This is a genomic window from Nocardia sp. NPDC058499 (assembly GCF_042719915.1).
Lineage (GTDB): Bacteria > Actinomycetota > Actinomycetes > Mycobacteriales > Mycobacteriaceae > Nocardia.
In genome coordinates, this window is the sequence record NZ_JBHXMZ010000001.1 from 733,924 (window position 1) to 749,943 (window position 16,020).

Genomic DNA, 16,020 nt, shown 5'->3' on the forward strand with positions numbered 1-16,020 from the left:
CCGTATATCCGTTCGCCGCTTCGTCTGCATGCGACCACCCATCTAACCCGTCCCACCGCGCCGGCCCGACCACCACACCGGTACTTCCCAGAGTGCGCCACAACTGCCGGTCAGCGCCAGGTTTCTGCCCAGCAGTTACCCAAGTGGGACCCGCCGAACCTTGTCCGCCCGCGCTGTCCCGGTCACCGGATCACCGGCCCCCAGCACGGTGCGGATCAACGTGCGCAGCCAGGCATGCGCCGGATCGGGTGTATTGCGCGGATGCCAGGCCAGCGAAATCGTCATTTCCGGCAGCGGCAGCGGGATCTCGAAGGCACACAGCCCCAATGCCGGCAGTGTCGTTTTCGCGACAACGGCCGGCGCCGGGCAGACCACCGCACCCGACCGCACGGCCAGCAGCGCGGTGGTGAGATCCGGCACGATCGACACAACCCGGCGGGTGCGGCCGTGCAACGCGAGGCGGTCGTCGATCACGCCGCGGGCGATACCGGGCGGCGAGATACTGATATGGGCGGCCGCGGCGAAGGCGGCGACGGTGACCCGGTCCGCGACCAGTGGGTGACCGGGGGCGGCGACCCCGATGAGCCGGTCGCCGCGAATACGTTCCACCCGGGTCTGCGGATCGGCCCGGTCGATCACGCCGACCTCGACATCGATACGGCCGTCGCGCAGGGCGCTGGCAGACCCGGCCGCATCGGCCGGAACGAAACGGAGCGTTACGCCCGGGGCCTGCGCACGGACCTCGGTCAGCAGTTGCCCGGCAAGCTCGGGCAGCACCGCGTCGTTCACATGCAGCGCGAAACCGCGGACCAGGGCCGTGGGGTCGACGGTATCCGGTTTCGCCAGCAACGCCCGGCCCTGTTCGACCAGTGCGCTCACCTCGAATCTCAGCTCGAGGGCGCGCGGTGTCGGCACCAGTTCGCGGCCGGCGCGCACCAGTAGCGGGTCGCCGTAGACGCGGCGCAACCGGGCCAGCGTGCGACTCATGGCGGGCGGTGAGGTGTTGAGCCGTTCGGCGGCGCGAGTGACGCTGTTCGTTTCGAGCAGCGCGTGCAACGCCACCAGCAGGTTCAGGTCGAGGTCGGCCACGCCGCGGGTCAGGTTCGCGGGCCGGTGCCGGGGTACGGCGCGGCGTTATCCGCCGCGTCCCCGGATTTCGGCTCCGCGGAGTTCGTCCCGGGTCCAGCAGATTCGGCCGGCGCAGTCGACTCGGTCTCTGCATCCGACCCGGCGGGCGCAGCCGACTCGGCACACGCTGGAGCACCCCCGGTCGCATCCGCTCCGGAGCCGGCAACGCCCTGCTCCGTCGCCTCGGTTCCGGACCCGTTCGCTTCGGTTGCGGTCTCGTTCGCCTGCACGCCGGAGCCCGGATCGGCGGCCGTCTCGGAAGCAGCCGCTGTCACGCCGTTCGGACCCTGGTCGGCTCGCACCACAGGTACCGGTTCGACCGGCGTCTGTTCGTTCCCATCCAAATCCACAGTCGTCCGGGTGGGAGTATTCCCCCGTACCTGCCCGCCGGGACCCGAAGCTACCGTTTCGGCGACCGGTTCCGGCGATCCGATATCGTCGGCGCTCGGCGCGGACGCGGATATCCCGTCGTCCGCCGCAGCCGAATCGATCGGTCGCTCAGAGGGGCCGCTGCCGGCAGCGGCCGCGCCGGTATCTGCCGGAGCGGCACGGCCCGACGGCTCGGCCACACCGAGTTCGTCGTCGGGCGGCTGCGTCACGCCGGAAGCGAACGCGGATAGCTGCCCGGCCGAACCGGCGCCGGTCGCGACCGGCGGCGCCGCATCGCCCTCCGCTTTGTCGACAGCCCCCTCCGCATCGTCTGCGGTCGTCCCCGTCGCCCGGGTGGCGGACGTGGTGGTGGTGTTATCCGCAGCGACGTCCGTTCCGGCCGAGGTGGTCGCTGAGCCGGCCGGGCCCGGATCCTCGGCAGTGCCGGGTGCGGAGCGTGGCCCTGCCCCGGGTAGCTCTGCCTTCGCCCCGGCTGGTCCGGTTTCCTCCGCCCCGTCTTGTCCGGTCGGTTGCGAAATGTTGTTCGCACGCTCCCCCGCCGGTCCGGCTGCGACCGGCCCGCGGGTTTCCTCGGACGTTCCGGCCTGTGGCCGAATATCACCTATGGGCTCGGAGGTTTCCGAGGCGATTTCGGCGCGCTGCGCTGCGGGTATCGGACTCCGGGACTCGGTGTTCTGCTCCGGAAGGGATCGTTCGCCGCCGGAAGTGGTCTCCGGTTGACCGAGTTCGCGGTCGGCGGAGTCGGCGGGCCGGCCCGTCGAATCGTCGGCGGGATCCGCAGGTTGCGGCGTCGGCGACTCGGCGCCTGCCTTTCCGGTAGAGCCCGGAACCGGCGCCGACTCGGGCTGCGCCGCGGCCGGCCCCTCGGCGAGGGACTGCGCGGTACGCATATCGATCCGCACCGTCGGATTGTTGGAGCGGGCCGCGATTCCGGCGGCGCGCTGTTCGGCGGCTGCCCTGCGCTCGGCCTCTGCGGCGGCCTGCCGAGCGGCTGCGGGCGTGGAACGAGGCGCTACGGCAGGAGGCCGGGAAGCCACCGGGGAGGACTGGGGCGTCGGAGCCTGAGGAGCTACGGTCGCGGGCCGGGGCGCAACCGCGGGCACCGGGGTTGCCGGGACGAATTGGGAGGGTGCGGGTATCGGCCGGGGCCCGCCGGGCGCGGTGGCCGGGTGTACCTCGGGTACCGGCCGGGTGCGGGCGGTGGGGTCCACGGCGGGCAGGGTGGTCGTCTGGACAGCACTGGCGGCGACCGCCTCCGGGATCCGGACGGTCGGTGATTCGGCGGAGGCGGCGGGGGCCTGGGACTGTGCAGGTTGCGCCCGGGCCGGCAGTGGAGCGGCCGCATCGGGCCGCGGCGCCCCGACGGGGAGGCCAGGGGTTTCGGCGGGGCCGTGCGGAGCAGCCTGCGAGGCGACCGTTAGCGGGGCCGTGGCGGGATGAGCCGCGACCGGTTCCGCGGCGGCGGGCGCGGTCGCCTGCGTGCCGGGACCGCGTTTGCGGCGCGACACCACCCGGTAGTCACCCGGCCGCACCGGCCGTAGCCACTGCGCGGTGCGCGCGGCGAGTGGCAACCGGACCCCGATATCGCCCAGTAGCTCGTCGATATCGCGGATCGCGTCCGGCGTGATCGTGCCGTGCGCGTGGCGTCCGCCGGTGTGCTGGTCCAGCCAGCGCAGCCGGGTATCGATACGTTCGCTCATGGCCTCGACCGGCGGCAGCGCCAGGTTCCCGGTGAGCAGGGCCGCTGTCCAGTGCGCGCCGATTTCCGCGCTCACCGCGCCGAGCAGCGAGGTGTTGTAACCGGCGAAGGTCAGATGTGGGACATCCAGCGGCAGGATCTGCCGGTACAGCCGGAAATTGCCGTCGTCGTCGGTGAGCTGCCGTTGGACGTACGGGGTGAGGAACGGCACCCGCTGCTGGAATCCGGTCGCGCAGACGACGATATCGGCCCGGACCCGCTGCCCATCGGACAGTTCGGCGAACGGTCCGGCCGGTCCCCCGCCGAGCGCGATCACCTTGGTCTGCCCGCGCACGGTGAGGCGGCCTTGGGTCACTTGTTCGGCGAAACCTTCGGCGGCGAGGCCGAACGCGTCGTCATAGGCCTGTTCGAACCGCCGGTCCGGGACGAGCCCGAGTTCGGCGGCGCCGGAGCGCTGCGCCACCAGCGCTTCGATCAGATCGAGATTGCTCTCCCGGAAGGAGCGTGCGGGGCCATGTAGCAGGCGTTCGATCCGGCCGGGTTCGGGGTGGCCGAAATGCGCGGCGCCGGTTCGGGTGAGCAGGATCCGTTCGGCGTCGATACCGGCGGCGAGGCGCCGCGGCATCTTCCACAGCAGCCGGCGCGCCACCATCGTCGTATCCGCGGCGACCTTGCTGATCTCGGTTGCCAGATCGGCGGCGGCGGCGCCGTAGCCGACCACGACCACTGCTCGGTCGCGAACCGCCTCCACATCGAGGAACTGGGTGGAATGGCCGAGCTGTCCGCCCGCGCGGGCGAAGGCGGTCGTGTCCGCGAAGTCCGGGATCTCGGGTTCGCTGAACACACCGTTGGCGATGATCAGGTGATCGCAGGAGGTGCGATGCACTCCGTCGGCGTCGCGGATCTCGAGCAGCCAGCCGCCCTCGACCGGATCCGCGGCCACCACCTCGGTGCGCAGGCGCAACCGGTCGGTCAGGCCGAAGGCACGCACGTAGCTGGACAGGTACTCCTGCATCCGTGCGCCGTCGAGCACCCGTGGGTAGTCGGCGGGCATCGGATGGTCGGAGAAGTGGTAGGTGTTCTTGGTGCTCTGCGCCCGTAAGCCCGGGTAACGGCGGGTCTCGCTCCACACGCCGCCGATATCGGGGGAACGATCGAACACTTCGACCGCGAACCCATCCTCAGTCAGGACCTTCGCGCAGACCAGACCCGCGATACCCGCACCGACGATTGCGATGCGGTTCCCGCTCCTCATGGGCGAGAGATTACGTCGGATGCGTCCGGCAGCAAAGCCGGAGATCGCATTTCGGCCATCGTCGCAGGTCGCGAGGAGGCGGCGCGACCGGCGCCGGGGGCCGCCGGTGGGGCCGGTCGCCACCGTGGGACCTGCGCACATGCCGTTCGCCGGGGTCGCTGTGGTCTCATTGAGCTATGACCACTGTCACCGTGGACCGGGCCGGACTGTGGGACGCCGAAGCGCTCAGCGATGTCGCCGCTGCGACCTTCCCGCTCGCCTGCCCTCCGGATACCGATCCCGACGATATCGGTGTGTTCGTCGCGGAGGTGCTGTCCGGCGAACGGTTCGGCGAATACCTGTCGGATCCGGCCCGCACCGTGCTCAAAGCGGTCGCCGACGACGAGATCGTGGGTTATGCCATCCTGAACGGGGGCCCGCCGGACGATCCCGCCGTGGCGGCGGCTATAGCGCTCGACCCGGTGCTGGAGATCAGCAAGATGTATGTCCTGCCGGGTCACCACGGCGTGGGGGTGTCCGCCGCGCTCATGCGGGCGGCACTGGAACGCGCCCGCGGCGCGGACTACGCCGGTATCTGGCTCGGCGTGAACCAGCAGAACCTGCGCGCGCAACGTTTCTACGCCAAGTACGGGTTCGAGCAGGTGGGCACCAGAACCTTCACCGTCGGCCGTCAGGTGCACCACGATTACGTGCTGCGCCTGGTGTTCTGACCGCCAGGGCCTCAGCCGAGCATGCGCGCTTCGAGTGCGTCGATCTCGGCGGCGCTCAGTCCCAGGCCCTCGCTGACGTAGCGGTCGAAACTGCCGTAGCTGCGCTGGACCTGATCGAAGGCCGAATCGAGCCACGCCTGCTCGACCCCGGCCAGCCCGTCACCGGGCGCGGCGTTGCGATAATGGTTGGACAGCAGGAAATCCGCGGTGACGGTATCGCGGTCCACGCCGAGAACGGTGAGCAGTACCGCCGCCACCCAGCCGGTGCGGTCCTTGCCCGCGGTGCAGTGGAACAGAACGGCCCCGCCCTCGGGGTCACGGCCGGTCTCGATGATATCCCGGAGCACCGCGGCCACCGCCTGGTTCGCGCCCGGAGCGGTGATGAAGGCCCGGTACAGATCGGCCCCACCGGCCAGGGTCGACATCAGCTCCGGCAGCGGGGCGGCGCCGATCACGTCGTACCAGTTGGCCTGGGCACCCGCGGGAATCCGGTCGGGGGCGAGGGCGCGCTCGTAGACCGTGCGCAGATCGTCGACCTCCCGGACCCCCAGCCGGTTCAGCTCGGCCAGATCCGCCGGGGTGAGATCGGTGAGCTGATCGGTACGGAAGGCGATTCCGGTGCGGACGGTCCGGCCGTCGGCGGTGCGGTAGCCGCCCACGTCCCGGGCATTCGGGGCCCCGGCCAGATGCAGCGACCGATCCACCTGCAATTCGGCGGCGGCCGGCGGATCGGCGAGGCCCATCGCCGTCGCGGGACCGAACCCGACCAGCAGGCCCGCGAGTACTGCCGCGGGTACGCGCGCGCAACGATGAACCATGGCCGGACTCCCCTCGATATTCGACGGCATCCCCGAGGGGTGCCCGGTTCAGCAAACCAACCGCGAGCCATGAGGTCAACCACGTAACGGCGTGGCGCCGCGCGTCCCGGACTTACGGCAGGAGCCCGTGCCCGACTGTCACTCGGTGACCGTCAGGCCGCGACCTCGAACCTGGACAGCGCCAGCAGCCGGGAGATCGCCCGCAGATACTTCTTGCGGTACCCGCCGTCCAGCATCTCCTGGGAGAAGATCTCGTCGAGTTTCGCCCCGGATACGGTGACGGGCGTACCCGCGTCGTAGAGCCGGTCGGCCAGCACCACCAGGCGCAATGCGACGGCCTGGTCGGTCACCGGATGTACGCCCGAGATCAACACTGCGGGCACCCCGTCGATCAGTGCGCCGTACCTGGACGGATGCAGGGTGCTGAGATGCCGCAGCAGGGCGTCGAAATCGTCGAGGGTCGCGCCGGGTGTCACCGCCGCGCGATCAGCCAGTTGTTCCGGGCTGCTCGGTTCGGGAGCGGGCGGCAGATCGCGGTGACGGTAATCGGGACCGTCCACCCGGACCGCCTCGAAGATCGAGCCCAGCTTCTTGATCTCGCGCAGGAAATCCTGGGCGGCGAAGCGGCCTTCCCCGAGCTGCCCGGGCAAGGTGTTGGAGGTGGCCGCGATCGAGACACCGGCCGCGGAGAGTTCGGTGAGCAGCCGGGACACCAGCATCGTATCGCCGGGATCATCCAGTTCGAACTCGTCGATACACAGGACGCTGTTGGCCGACAGCCGCTCCACCGCGTTGCTGAAACCCAGCGCGCCCACGAGGTTGGTGAGCTCGCCGAAGGTACCGAACGATTTCGGCGCCGGAGCGCTGTGGAAGATCGAGGCCAGCAGGTGGGTTTTACCGACACCGAACCCGCCGTCCAGGTACAGGCCCGCTCCCTGGGCCGGCTTCTTCTTGCCGAACAGCGATTTCTTGTGCGAGGCCTTGTGGATGGCGGCGACCTTGCCGGCGAATGCGCGGCCCGCGGCCACCGCTGCGGCCTGGCTCGGCTCGTTGGGGTCGGGAATGTAGGTGTCGAAACCGACCTCGTCGAACATGGGCGGGGGCACCATCTGGGCGACCAACTGGTCGGCGGGGACCTCCGGGCGGCGGTCGACGAGGCGTTCTTGCATGAATGCAGCCTAATGACGTGATATGAGCTGTTGTTATGCAGCGTAGCCCCGATGCGATCCAGCTCACAGACCTCGACAACGAGGCCCTGACCGATCTGTACGCCTATCCGGCCGAACGGGAACGGAGTTGGCTACGGGTCAATTTCGTCGCCAGTATCGACGGGGCGGTGACGGGGACGGGCGGGGTCTCCGAATTCCTCGGCACACCGGCCGACAAACGGGTGTTCCATCTACTGCGCGAACTCGCCGAGGTGGTGCTCGTCGGTGCGGGGACCGTACGCGCCGAAAACTACGGCGGCGCCCAGACCGATCCGCACTTTCGTCGCGACCTGTACCTCCGGGGCGTGGGCGGCCATCCGGACGGCGCCCCGCCGCCGATCGCGATCGTCACCGCATCCGCCGCGGTGGATCCGGCGCATCGGGTGATCACCACGGCCGTCACCCCGACACTGATCCTGACCACTGCCGCCGCACCGTCCGCCTGGAAGCGAGCGCTGGCGGACGCGGGCGCGGAGGTGCTCGAGGTCGGGGACCGGCTCATCGAACCGCACGCCCTGCCGGCCGCGCTCGCCGCCCGCGGGCTGCGGCGCATCCTGTGCGAGGGCGGGCCGCAGTTGTTCGGGGCGCTGGCGGGAGCAGGTGCCGTCGACGAACTCTGCCTGACGACCGCGCCGCTGCTCATCGGCGGCGGGGCGCGGCGGATCGCGGTATCGCATGAGGAATTCGCCCGCCGGATGACCCCGGCGCATGTGCTGTTCGATACCGACGGAACGGTCCTCACCCGCTGGGTCCGGGCCTGATCCGGGCGCCCGGGCAGGGCCGTGAACTGCGCGCGGGCGATACGGTCCGCGCCGCGTGCACACGACGGGCAGCACGGCACGGCCGATACGCCGGCGGAGTCGCGCACGCCGGTGGTGTCCCGCGCAGGCGAACCCGGAGCGGACCTGGCAGGCTGTAACGCATGCGCTGGACTCGGGCAGTGGTGCCGGCCTCGGCACTCTTGATCATGATCGCCGGCTGCGGCGCCGGACCTTCGGACCGTCCGCATGTCGCCGTCGAACGTCCGCCGGTACCAGGCGATTCCGCCCCTTCGGCCGAGGTTCCGCCGCCGCCCGCGGCAGAGGTTCCGAAAAACGAGCTGGCCTGGCGCGACTGCACCCGGGAGACATTCGACGAGCTCGGCCTGGGCCCCGGGCCCAGCGGTCTGGTACTGGAATGCGCGGATTTCTCCACCCCGATCGACACTGCGGGCACGGTGCGCGGCAATTTCCGTGCCGGCGCGCTGCGCGCCCGCCTCCCGCAGACCCCCGCCGACGCACCCCCGCTGGTCCTGACCTCCGGTGTCGACCGCTCGTCCACCGCCACCCTCGCGGGCATGGCCACCGGGCCCGCCGGTGCGCTGCTGGCCGCCCGGCCCGTCGTCGCGGTGGACCGCCGCGGTATCGGCAGCTCCCAGGCGATCGACTGCCTGCCCGACGATATCCGCACCGGCCTGCAGAACAACGCGCAATTCGCGCCGGGGGGCGACCCGGTGGCCGCCATGGTCGACATGTCCCGGAACGGAACCATCGCGTGCCGGGATTTCCTGCAGCCCTACGACGGCACCTTCGATGCCGCCCACGCCGCCGACGATATCGAGCAGCTGCGCCGGGAATGGGATGTCGAGCACATCGCGCTCCTGGGCACGGGCAGCGGCGCCCAGGTCGGCCTCGAATACGGGCGCAAATACGGTGATCGGCTCGCCCGGCTGGTCCTCGACTCCCCCACCCCCGTCGGCGTGGACACTGTCACCCGCACCGAAACCGCGCTGCAGGGCGCGGAAGCGGCATTGAGCGCGTTCGCGCAACAGTGCGCCGGGATCGCCTGTTCGCTCGGCCCCGACCCGCGGGCCAAGGTGACCGAACTGGTCGGCAAGGCCGCCGCCGGCCAGCTGGGCGACATTTCGGCAAACGCGGTCCGCACCGCGGTGACCGGCTTCCTCGGCAGCCCGCGCGCCGACCAGTCGAGCCGGGTCGCCGAGCTGGCCGATGCGCTGTCCGCGGCGGACCGGGGCGACCGGGGCCCGCTGCAGGCGATCATCGACCGGCAGGAGAAGGCCACCGCCGGGGACGGCCAATTCGTCAACAGCTGCACCGATATGCCGCAGCCGCCGCCCGCGCCCCAGGTGACCGATCTGTCGGCGATCTGGGCCGAGAAGTATCCCGCGTTCGGCCGGTCGGCCGCAGTGTCGATGCTGGTCTGCTCGGCGTGGCCGGTGAACGAGGCGCCGCCCGCGCTGGAGAAACTGGAGCTGCCGGTACTGGTTCTGTCCGGCGCCGCAGACCCGGTCACCGGCGCCGCCCAGGCCTCGGTGACCGGCGCGCTCGGCGCCGCCGGCGCCCGGCATTCGACCATGATCTGGCAGGGCTGGGGTCATCCGGTCAGCGCCCATTCCGGGTGCGCGCAGACCGCCGTCGTCGAGTATCTGAAGGACGGCAAACTTCCGGGCGACGGAACCGCCTGCCCGGCCTGACAACCGTCCGCACCGCCCGGCCCGATGTGCGTCTGACCGGCGCGTCGAGGGTGGGTCCCGGCAACACCACGGCACCGTCCGGTGTACCGTGCCGTGGTGTTCCTTCGACAGCTCGAGCCCCGCACCGCTCGAACCACCGCCGACGTGATCCGGTTCGCGCTCTGGCCGCTGGCAATCATGACCGTGCTGAACCGGGTGTTCATCAAGGCTGTCAACGGTTTCGTCACCGACGACTACAAGCCGGTGTATCAAGCCTCGCTGGATTTCCTGAACGGGCGTGAGGTCTACACGGCGAATTTCGATTCGGTCGACCCGCACTACCTGTATCCACCCAGCGGCACCCTGCTGATCGCGCCGATCGCGGTGATCGACTACGAGAAGTCGCGCTGGCTGTTCATCCTGCTCAATGCGGTCGCGATCCTCATCGCCTGGTATCTGCTGCTCAAGCTGTTCAACTACACGCTGCGGTCGATCGCCGCACCGGCGCTGCTGCTGGCAATGTTCCTGTCCGAGACGGTGATCAACACACTGGTGTTCACCAACGTCAACGGATGCCTGCTCCTCGCCGAGATGTTGTTCCTGATCCTGCTACTGCAGAGACGCGATATCTGGGCCGGCGTGATACTCGGCTTGAGTATGGCAGTGAAACCGACCCTGGCACCCCTGCTGTTGATAGCCCTGGTGCGCAAACAGTGGACATTGGTCGCCACGGCGGTGGCCGTGCCGATCGCGCTCACCGGCGTCGCCTGGCCGCTGTCCAAGGATCCGGAGGCGTTCTTCGCCCGGACCGCCCCGTACCTGATGGAGACCCGGGACTACTTCAACAGCTCGATCCCCGGCAACGCCGAGTACTACGGGTTGCCGCCGTGGTTGATGTGGGGCATCCGGGCGGCCATGGCGGTGCTGGTACTGATCGCGCTGTGGATTCTGTACCGGTACTACCGCGAAGACGAGCTGTTCTTTGTCACGACCTCCTTGGGTCTGCTGCTCACCGCCGAGTTCGTGCTCCTCTCCCTCGGGCAGATGTACTACTCGATGCTGCTGTTCCCATTCCTCATGTCGGTGGTGCTGCGCAATTCGGTATTGCGCAACTGGCCGGCCTGGCTGGCGGTATTCGGGTTCATGTCCTACGACAAATGGCTGTCGGACCGCTGGCCCGATATCGGCCGCAACCTCGAATACCTGCGGATCACCTTCGGCTGGGGTCTGCTGCTGATCGTGGTGTTCTGCGTCCTCGGCGACCGGTACCTGGCCGCCCGCCGGGCCGGCCGGCTACCGCATCTGGACCCGGAGTGGATGGCGACCGCACCCGATTCCCGGGAGACCACCGATGCACCCGCGGTCCCCGGCGGCGGCCGGGACGAACGGCCCGCCGATCCGGCGCCGGTTACGTCCCGGCTCGCCGAACCCCAGAGCGTGCGCGGCTGAACCGGTACGGGACGCGGCGGCGGGAGCGTATTAGCGTGGAGGCATGAGTTCCGACGCGGACGCCACCGATACCTCCCTGCCCGCCCCGAAAATCCAGCTGACCCCGCAGCAGTGGCGGGCGAAACTGGATCCGATGGAGTACGCCGTGCTCCGGGAAGCCGGCACCGAGCGGCCGTTCACCGGTGAATACACCGACACCAAGGCCGAAGGCGTGTACAGCTGCCGGGCCTGCGGTGCCGAACTCTTCCGCAGTTCCGAGAAGTTCGAATCGCATTGCGGCTGGCCGTCGTTCTTCGATCCGGCGGATTCGGACGCGGTGCTGTTGCGCGCGGACGATTCGCTCGGGATGCGGCGTGTCGAAGTGCTGTGCGCCAACTGCCACAGCCACCTCGGACACGTCTTCGAGGGTGAGGGATATCCGACACCCACCGACAAGCGGTACTGCATCAACTCGATCTCGCTGCGGCTGCACCCCTCGACCAGCTCAGCGGAGTGAGCTCCCCGTTTGCCGATCGGTACGTTACGTAACGACCGCCCGGTTCACATGCCCCCATTTTCCGGGGCCCTACCGGGCGGTCGGTATCGGTAGGTCAGGGCAGCGCGGTGACGAGCTGTTCGATCTCGACTCGCGGGCCGGTGAAGAACGGGGTCTCCTCCCGGACGTGCATACGCGCCTCGGTCGCCCGCAGATCGCGCATCAGATCGACGATCCGGTGCAGTTCCGGTGCCTCGAAAGCGAGAATCCACTCGTAGTCGCCGAGCGCGAACGAGGAGACGGTATTGGCCCGCACATCGGCGTATCCGCGTGCTTCCTTACCGTGATCGGCCAGCATCTTGCGGCGTTCGTCATCGGGCAGCAGGTACCACTCGTAGGACCGGACGAACGGGTACACGCAGATGTAGTTCCCGGGATCCTCTCCCGCCAGGAACGCCGGAACATGGCTCTTGTTGAACTCCGCCGGGCGATGCAACGCCACATTGCTCCACACCGGGGTGCTGGCCCGGCCCAGTTCGGTGGTCCGCCGGAAATCCGCGTAGGCGGCCTGCAGATCCTCGACCCGCTCGGCATGGGTCCACACCATGAAATCGGCGTCCGCGCGCATACCGGCCACGTCGTAGACGCCGCGGACCACCACATCCCGATCCGCGAGACCGTCGAAGAACGCCTGGGCCTCCTTGATCGCCGCCGCCCGGTCCTCGCCCAGCGCGCCCGGCCGCACCTGGTACACGGAGAACATGAGATAGCGGATGGTGGAGTTGAGAGCCTGGTAATCGAGTCGCGCCATACCCCCATCGTGCCACCTGAACGGAACCGGACCGCCTCCGAGTGAGTAATCTGTGTCGCCCGGCTGTGTCGATTCACGGCAGTTCCGACGGCGCCGGTTCGGGCGCCGGTCTCGATTTCACTCCACCGCTGCACACCCGTTCCCTGGCTCCGGAAGGCGACCAGCGAACAATCGAGGCCCGCGGAGTACGCGTGTGGCTATAGCGGCGACGCCGGCAGTTACCGGCCCGCGGAAGCCGCATCAGCGCATGCCGTGGCGATCCGGCGGGCTGCGGCGGTGGCCGAGGCGACGCAGGCCGGTACGCCCACACCGTTCAGGTACGCGCCGGTCACCGCGAGATCGTCGAGATCTGTCAGCCCGGCCTCGATTTCGGCCACCCGGTCGGTGTGGCCGGGCGCGTATTGGGCGAGCCCACCGGGCCAGCGCTGGACGACCGCCGAATTCGGGGTGATGGCGGCACCGGTCACGGTGGCGAGATCGGCGGTGGCGGCGGCGACGAGTTCGGTATCGGAGAGTGCGGTTGCGGTGTCGTCGCCGAAGCGCCCGAACGATATCCGGACCACCGCGGTATCACGCGCCGCCAGATGCGGCCATTTCCGGCTCGACAGCGTGAACGCCTTGGCCCGCAGCGGTTCACCCGTCGCCACCAGCACCCCCGAGTTCTGCGGTAATGCGGTGTCCTTCGGCAACTCGAGGACGACGAGCGCCGACGAGGACAGTTCGATTCCGGCGGCCGCCCGCGCGGACCTCGGGGCGACCTCGGCCAGCAATCGGGCGGTCACGGGCGCCGGGGTCGCGAGTACCACGGCGTCGAACTCGCCGACCGGGTCCACGCGCCAGCCGCCGGGCGCCCGGTGCAGGGCGTCGACCCCGGTATCGCGGATTGTGGTCGCCGCGGTCCGGTCCGCCAGCGCGCGGAGCAGCGCCCCGTAACCGTCGCGGAGCGCACCGAACACCGGGGCATCCGACGGCGGCGGCAGTAACGCCGATATCGCGGCGGTGAGACTGGTGGCGCCCCGGTCGAGGGCCGCAGCCAGCGCGGGCAGGGCCGCGCGGAGACCGATCGAGCGGGCCGTGCCCGCGTAGACGCCGCCGAGCAAGGGGTCGACACTGCGCGCCACGGTTTGGGCCCCGAACCGGTCGGCCACCAGGGAATACACATCGGTGTCGGCGCCGGGCCGCCAGCTGAACGGACGGGTGGGTTCATCGGCGATCCGCGCCACTGTGTCCGGGTCGAGAAGTCCCGCAACCGAGTCTGGACCGGACGGGATACCCATCAGCGTCCGTTCCGGCAGCGGATGCGCCCGCCCGCCGGCCCACACCAGTGGCCGCAGCCCGGCCGGATGCACCAGTTGGTCGGCGATCCCCAGTTCCCGTAACAATGCCGGGACCTCCGGCCGCCGCCCGACGAACGCTTCCGCACCCAGATCCACCGGTTCGCCACCGACCGACCCCGTCCGCAGCACACCGCCCAGCCGATCGCGGCCCTCGATCACGGTGAGGTCCGCCGCGGCGCCCAGCGCCTGCCGCAGCCGGTATGCCGCGACCAGCCCACTGATTCCCCCACCGACCACCGCGATTCTCATACCCCGACGGTAGCCGTTACTGCAATCATGTGAAGTACATGGCCGAGGACGATAGGTCCGTGGAGGAACGACGAGCAGTGCGGTGCCGTCGCCGGCGCGTGCGCAGCAACGGTCGGTCGACCCGGCGGTCTTACAGCTCGTGGACCAGCTCCACCAGCGCCGTCAGCACCCCGGGGTCGGTCTCCGGGAGCACCCCGTGGCCGAGGTTGAAGATATGGCCCGTCGCGCCCATCGCGACCGCGGAATCCGCTTCGTCGGCGATCCGCCGCGCCTCGGCCTCCACGACCGGCGCGCCGGCGAACAGCACGGATGGGTCGAGGTTGCCCTGCAGGGCTTTGCCGGGGCCGACGCGGCGAACCGCCTCGGTGAGCGGTACCCGCCAGTCCACACCGACCACATCGGCGCCGGCCTCCCCCATCGCCCCGAGCAGTTCCCCCGTACCCACACCGAAGTGGATCCGGGGCACGCCGGCGTCGGCGACCTCGGCGAAAACCCGTTCCGAATGCGGCAGGACATAGCGGCGGTAGTCGGCCAGAGACAGGGCGCCGGCCCAGGAGTCGAACAGCTGGACCGCGTCCACCCCGGCGTCGAGCTGGGCGCGCAGGAACACGATGGTGATATCGGTGAGCACGCCGAGCAGCGCGTGCCAGGAGGCCGGATCGCCGTACATCATCGCCTTGGTGCGCTCATGATGCTTACTGGGCCCACCCTCGACCAGGTAGGACGCCAGAGTGAAGGGCGCGCCGGCGAATCCGATCAGCGGGGTCTGCCCGAGCTCGCCGACCAGCAACCGGACCCCGTCGGTGACGGCACCGACTTCCTCGGGCCGCAGGCGGGGCAACGCCTGGATATCGGCCGCGGTCCGCACCGGGGAGGTGACGACCGGGCCCACCCCGGGGACGATATCGAGATCGATACCGGCCGCTTTCAGCGGGACGACGATATCGGAGAACAGGATCGCCGCATCCACCCCGTGCCGGCGGACCGGCTGCAGTGTGATCTCGCAGACCAGTTCCGGATCGAAGCAGGACTGCAGCATCCCGATACCTGCCCGCAGTTCCCGGTATTCGGGCAGCGACCGCCCGGCCTGCCGCATGAACCAGACCGGCCGCCGGGCCGGTGCCGCCCCGGATGCGGCGGCCAGGAACGGGGCATCGGACAACTGGCGGCGCGTGTAAGTGCTCATCACCGGCCATCGTATGCGGCCCCGCCCGCCCCGGCGTGCAAGCCCGGACCCACTGCCCACCTGTCCTGGTCGCCGAACCGGCCCGCGACCGGATGACCAGCGGGACAGTTGCGCGGTATTTACCACGAAGGGGCACGAACACCCAGCAACAACGGTCGCCCGGCGCGCCTCCGCACGCCCCGGCTACTACAGGTCTACCGTCACTCCCGTGACACCGCTCGATATCCGCGACGGCGCACCGAACGATGGGCCCGGCGACGAACCCGCATCGTTTCGCGCTGCCGTTTCGGCGATGGGCGCCGCGTCCGTACATCCGCGGATCGAACTGTCCCCGATCCGGCCGCCGCAGCGTCTCGCCCCGTATTCCTACGCACTCGGCGCCGAGGTGATCCACGAGGATTCGCCGGTGGTGCCCATCGATTCGGAGGGTGATGCGTTCGGCCGGCTGATTCTGCTACACGATCCGAACGGCGACGAGGCCTGGCACGGAGTGTTCCGGCTGGTCGCCTATATCCAGGCCGATATCGACGGCGCCCTGGCGGCCGATCCGCTGCTGCCGGAGGTCGCGTGGAGCTGGCTGGTGGACGCGCTGGAGTCACACGACGAACCGTTCACCGCGCTCGGCGGAACGGTGACCTCGACCAGTTCGGTGCGCTACGGCGATATCGCCGGACCGCCCCGGGCACATCAGCTGGAACTGCGGGCGTCCTGGACGGCCCGGACCACCGAGATGGCTCCGCACGTAGAAGCTTTCGGTGAAGTACTGGCCTATGCGGCGGGTCTGCCACCCGCGGGTATCACCGATCTACGGCCGTCGGAGTCCACCAACACCGACCGTGGTTGAATATCGGCC

At 69.8% G+C, this 16,020-nt stretch carries 13 protein-coding genes; 6 read left to right on the forward strand and 7 right to left on the reverse strand.

Going from position 1 to position 16,020, the window contains the following annotated elements; genetic code table 11:
• Positions 1–135: 135 nt before the first annotated feature.
• Both ACFWPH_RS03375 and ACFWPH_RS03380 read right to left on the reverse strand, forming a co-directional pair.
• On the reverse strand, positions 136–1,089 hold the full coding sequence (locus ACFWPH_RS03375) for a LysR family transcriptional regulator (protein WP_378747847.1): 954 nt from the start codon (positions 1,087–1,089) through the stop codon (positions 136–138).
• An 8-nt stretch (positions 1,090–1,097) separates the two neighbouring features.
• Entirely contained in the window at positions 1,098–4,472 is a 3,375-nt protein-coding gene (locus ACFWPH_RS03380; protein ID WP_378747848.1) for an FAD-dependent oxidoreductase, read from the reverse strand.
• Between the two features lie 176 nt (positions 4,473–4,648).
• Here ACFWPH_RS03380 and ACFWPH_RS03385 point away from each other — a divergent pair, with 176 nt between their 5' ends.
• Entirely contained in the window at positions 4,649–5,182 is a 534-nt protein-coding gene (locus ACFWPH_RS03385) for a GNAT family N-acetyltransferase (protein ID WP_378747849.1), read from the forward strand.
• 11 nt (positions 5,183–5,193) lie between these two features.
• On the opposite strand, the gene ACFWPH_RS03390 is transcribed toward ACFWPH_RS03385, so the two are convergent.
• Together ACFWPH_RS03390 and zapE are read right to left on the reverse strand one after the other, a co-directional pair.
• Positions 5,194–6,000: a tyrosine-protein phosphatase gene (locus ACFWPH_RS03390; protein ID WP_378747850.1), complete on the reverse strand. Its 807-nt coding sequence runs from the start codon at positions 5,998–6,000 to the stop codon at positions 5,194–5,196.
• Positions 6,001–6,152: 152 nt separating this feature from the next.
• Entirely contained in the window at positions 6,153–7,169 is a 1,017-nt protein-coding gene (zapE, locus tag ACFWPH_RS03395; RefSeq protein WP_378747852.1) for a cell division protein ZapE, read from the reverse strand.
• A gap of 35 nt (positions 7,170–7,204) precedes the next feature.
• Here zapE and ACFWPH_RS03400 point away from each other — a divergent pair, with 35 nt between their 5' ends.
• The 4 genes from ACFWPH_RS03400 (at position 7,205) to msrB (ending at position 11,605) form a co-directional block, all read left to right on the forward strand.
• The gene (locus tag ACFWPH_RS03400; protein WP_280419506.1) at positions 7,205–7,969 is read left to right on the forward strand and encodes a pyrimidine reductase family protein; all 765 of its coding nucleotides are present in this window, start codon (positions 7,205–7,207) and stop codon (positions 7,967–7,969) included.
• Between the two features lie 161 nt (positions 7,970–8,130).
• Entirely contained in the window at positions 8,131–9,681 is a 1,551-nt protein-coding gene (locus ACFWPH_RS03405; RefSeq protein WP_378747853.1) for an alpha/beta hydrolase, read from the forward strand.
• 96 nt (positions 9,682–9,777) lie between these two features.
• Positions 9,778–11,109 (forward strand): glycosyltransferase family 87 protein, encoded by a 1,332-nt coding sequence (locus tag ACFWPH_RS03410; RefSeq protein ID WP_378747854.1) that lies wholly within the window; start codon positions 9,778–9,780, stop codon positions 11,107–11,109.
• Positions 11,110–11,152: 43 nt separating this feature from the next.
• Entirely contained in the window at positions 11,153–11,605 is a 453-nt protein-coding gene (gene msrB, locus ACFWPH_RS03415; RefSeq protein ID WP_378747855.1) for a peptide-methionine (R)-S-oxide reductase MsrB, read from the forward strand.
• Positions 11,606–11,699: 94 nt separating this feature from the next.
• On the opposite strand, the gene hemQ is transcribed toward msrB, so the two are convergent.
• The 3 genes from hemQ to hemE form a co-directional block, all read right to left on the reverse strand.
• The gene (hemQ, locus tag ACFWPH_RS03420; protein WP_378747856.1) at positions 11,700–12,395 is read right to left on the reverse strand and encodes a hydrogen peroxide-dependent heme synthase; all 696 of its coding nucleotides are present in this window, start codon (positions 12,393–12,395) and stop codon (positions 11,700–11,702) included.
• Positions 12,396–12,613: 218 nt separating this feature from the next.
• Complete coding sequence (locus ACFWPH_RS03425) at positions 12,614–13,981, reverse strand: protoporphyrinogen oxidase (RefSeq protein WP_378747857.1); 1,368 nt, start codon at positions 13,979–13,981, stop codon at positions 12,614–12,616.
• Positions 13,982–14,111: 130 nt separating this feature from the next.
• The gene (gene hemE / locus ACFWPH_RS03430) at positions 14,112–15,167 is read right to left on the reverse strand and encodes a uroporphyrinogen decarboxylase (protein ID WP_378747858.1); all 1,056 of its coding nucleotides are present in this window, start codon (positions 15,165–15,167) and stop codon (positions 14,112–14,114) included.
• Between the two features lie 208 nt (positions 15,168–15,375).
• Between hemE and ACFWPH_RS03435 the strand changes: the two genes are divergently transcribed.
• Positions 15,376–16,011 carry a DUF3000 domain-containing protein gene (locus ACFWPH_RS03435; RefSeq protein WP_081595621.1) on the forward strand — a complete coding sequence of 212 codons (636 nt, stop codon included), beginning with the start codon at positions 15,376–15,378 and terminating at the stop codon, positions 16,009–16,011.
• Positions 16,012–16,020: the final 9 nt, after the last annotated feature.

Bases quoted from the DNA above. Each gene is read 5' to 3' on its own strand.
- ACFWPH_RS03405 (WP_378747853.1), top strand. From the start codon at position 8,131: ATGCGCTGGACTCGGGCAGTGGTGCCGGCCTCGGCACTCTTGATCATG.
- zapE (WP_378747852.1), bottom strand. From the start codon at position 7,169: ATGCAAGAACGCCTCGTCGACCGCCGCCCGGAGGTCCCCGCCGACCAG.
- ACFWPH_RS03385 (WP_378747849.1), top strand. From the start codon at position 4,649: ATGACCACTGTCACCGTGGACCGGGCCGGACTGTGGGACGCCGAAGCG.
- hemE (WP_378747858.1), bottom strand. From the start codon at position 15,167: ATGAGCACTTACACGCGCCGCCAGTTGTCCGATGCCCCGTTCCTGGCC.
- msrB (WP_378747855.1), top strand. From the start codon at position 11,153: ATGAGTTCCGACGCGGACGCCACCGATACCTCCCTGCCCGCCCCGAAA.
- ACFWPH_RS03380 (WP_378747848.1), bottom strand. From the start codon at position 4,472: ATGAGGAGCGGGAACCGCATCGCAATCGTCGGTGCGGGTATCGCGGGT.
- ACFWPH_RS03425 (WP_378747857.1), bottom strand. From the start codon at position 13,981: ATGAGAATCGCGGTGGTCGGTGGGGGAATCAGTGGGCTGGTCGCGGCA.
- ACFWPH_RS03390 (WP_378747850.1), bottom strand. From the start codon at position 6,000: ATGGTTCATCGTTGCGCGCGCGTACCCGCGGCAGTACTCGCGGGCCTG.
- ACFWPH_RS03400 (WP_280419506.1), top strand. From the start codon at position 7,205: ATGCAGCGTAGCCCCGATGCGATCCAGCTCACAGACCTCGACAACGAG.
- hemQ (WP_378747856.1), bottom strand. From the start codon at position 12,395: ATGGCGCGACTCGATTACCAGGCTCTCAACTCCACCATCCGCTATCTC.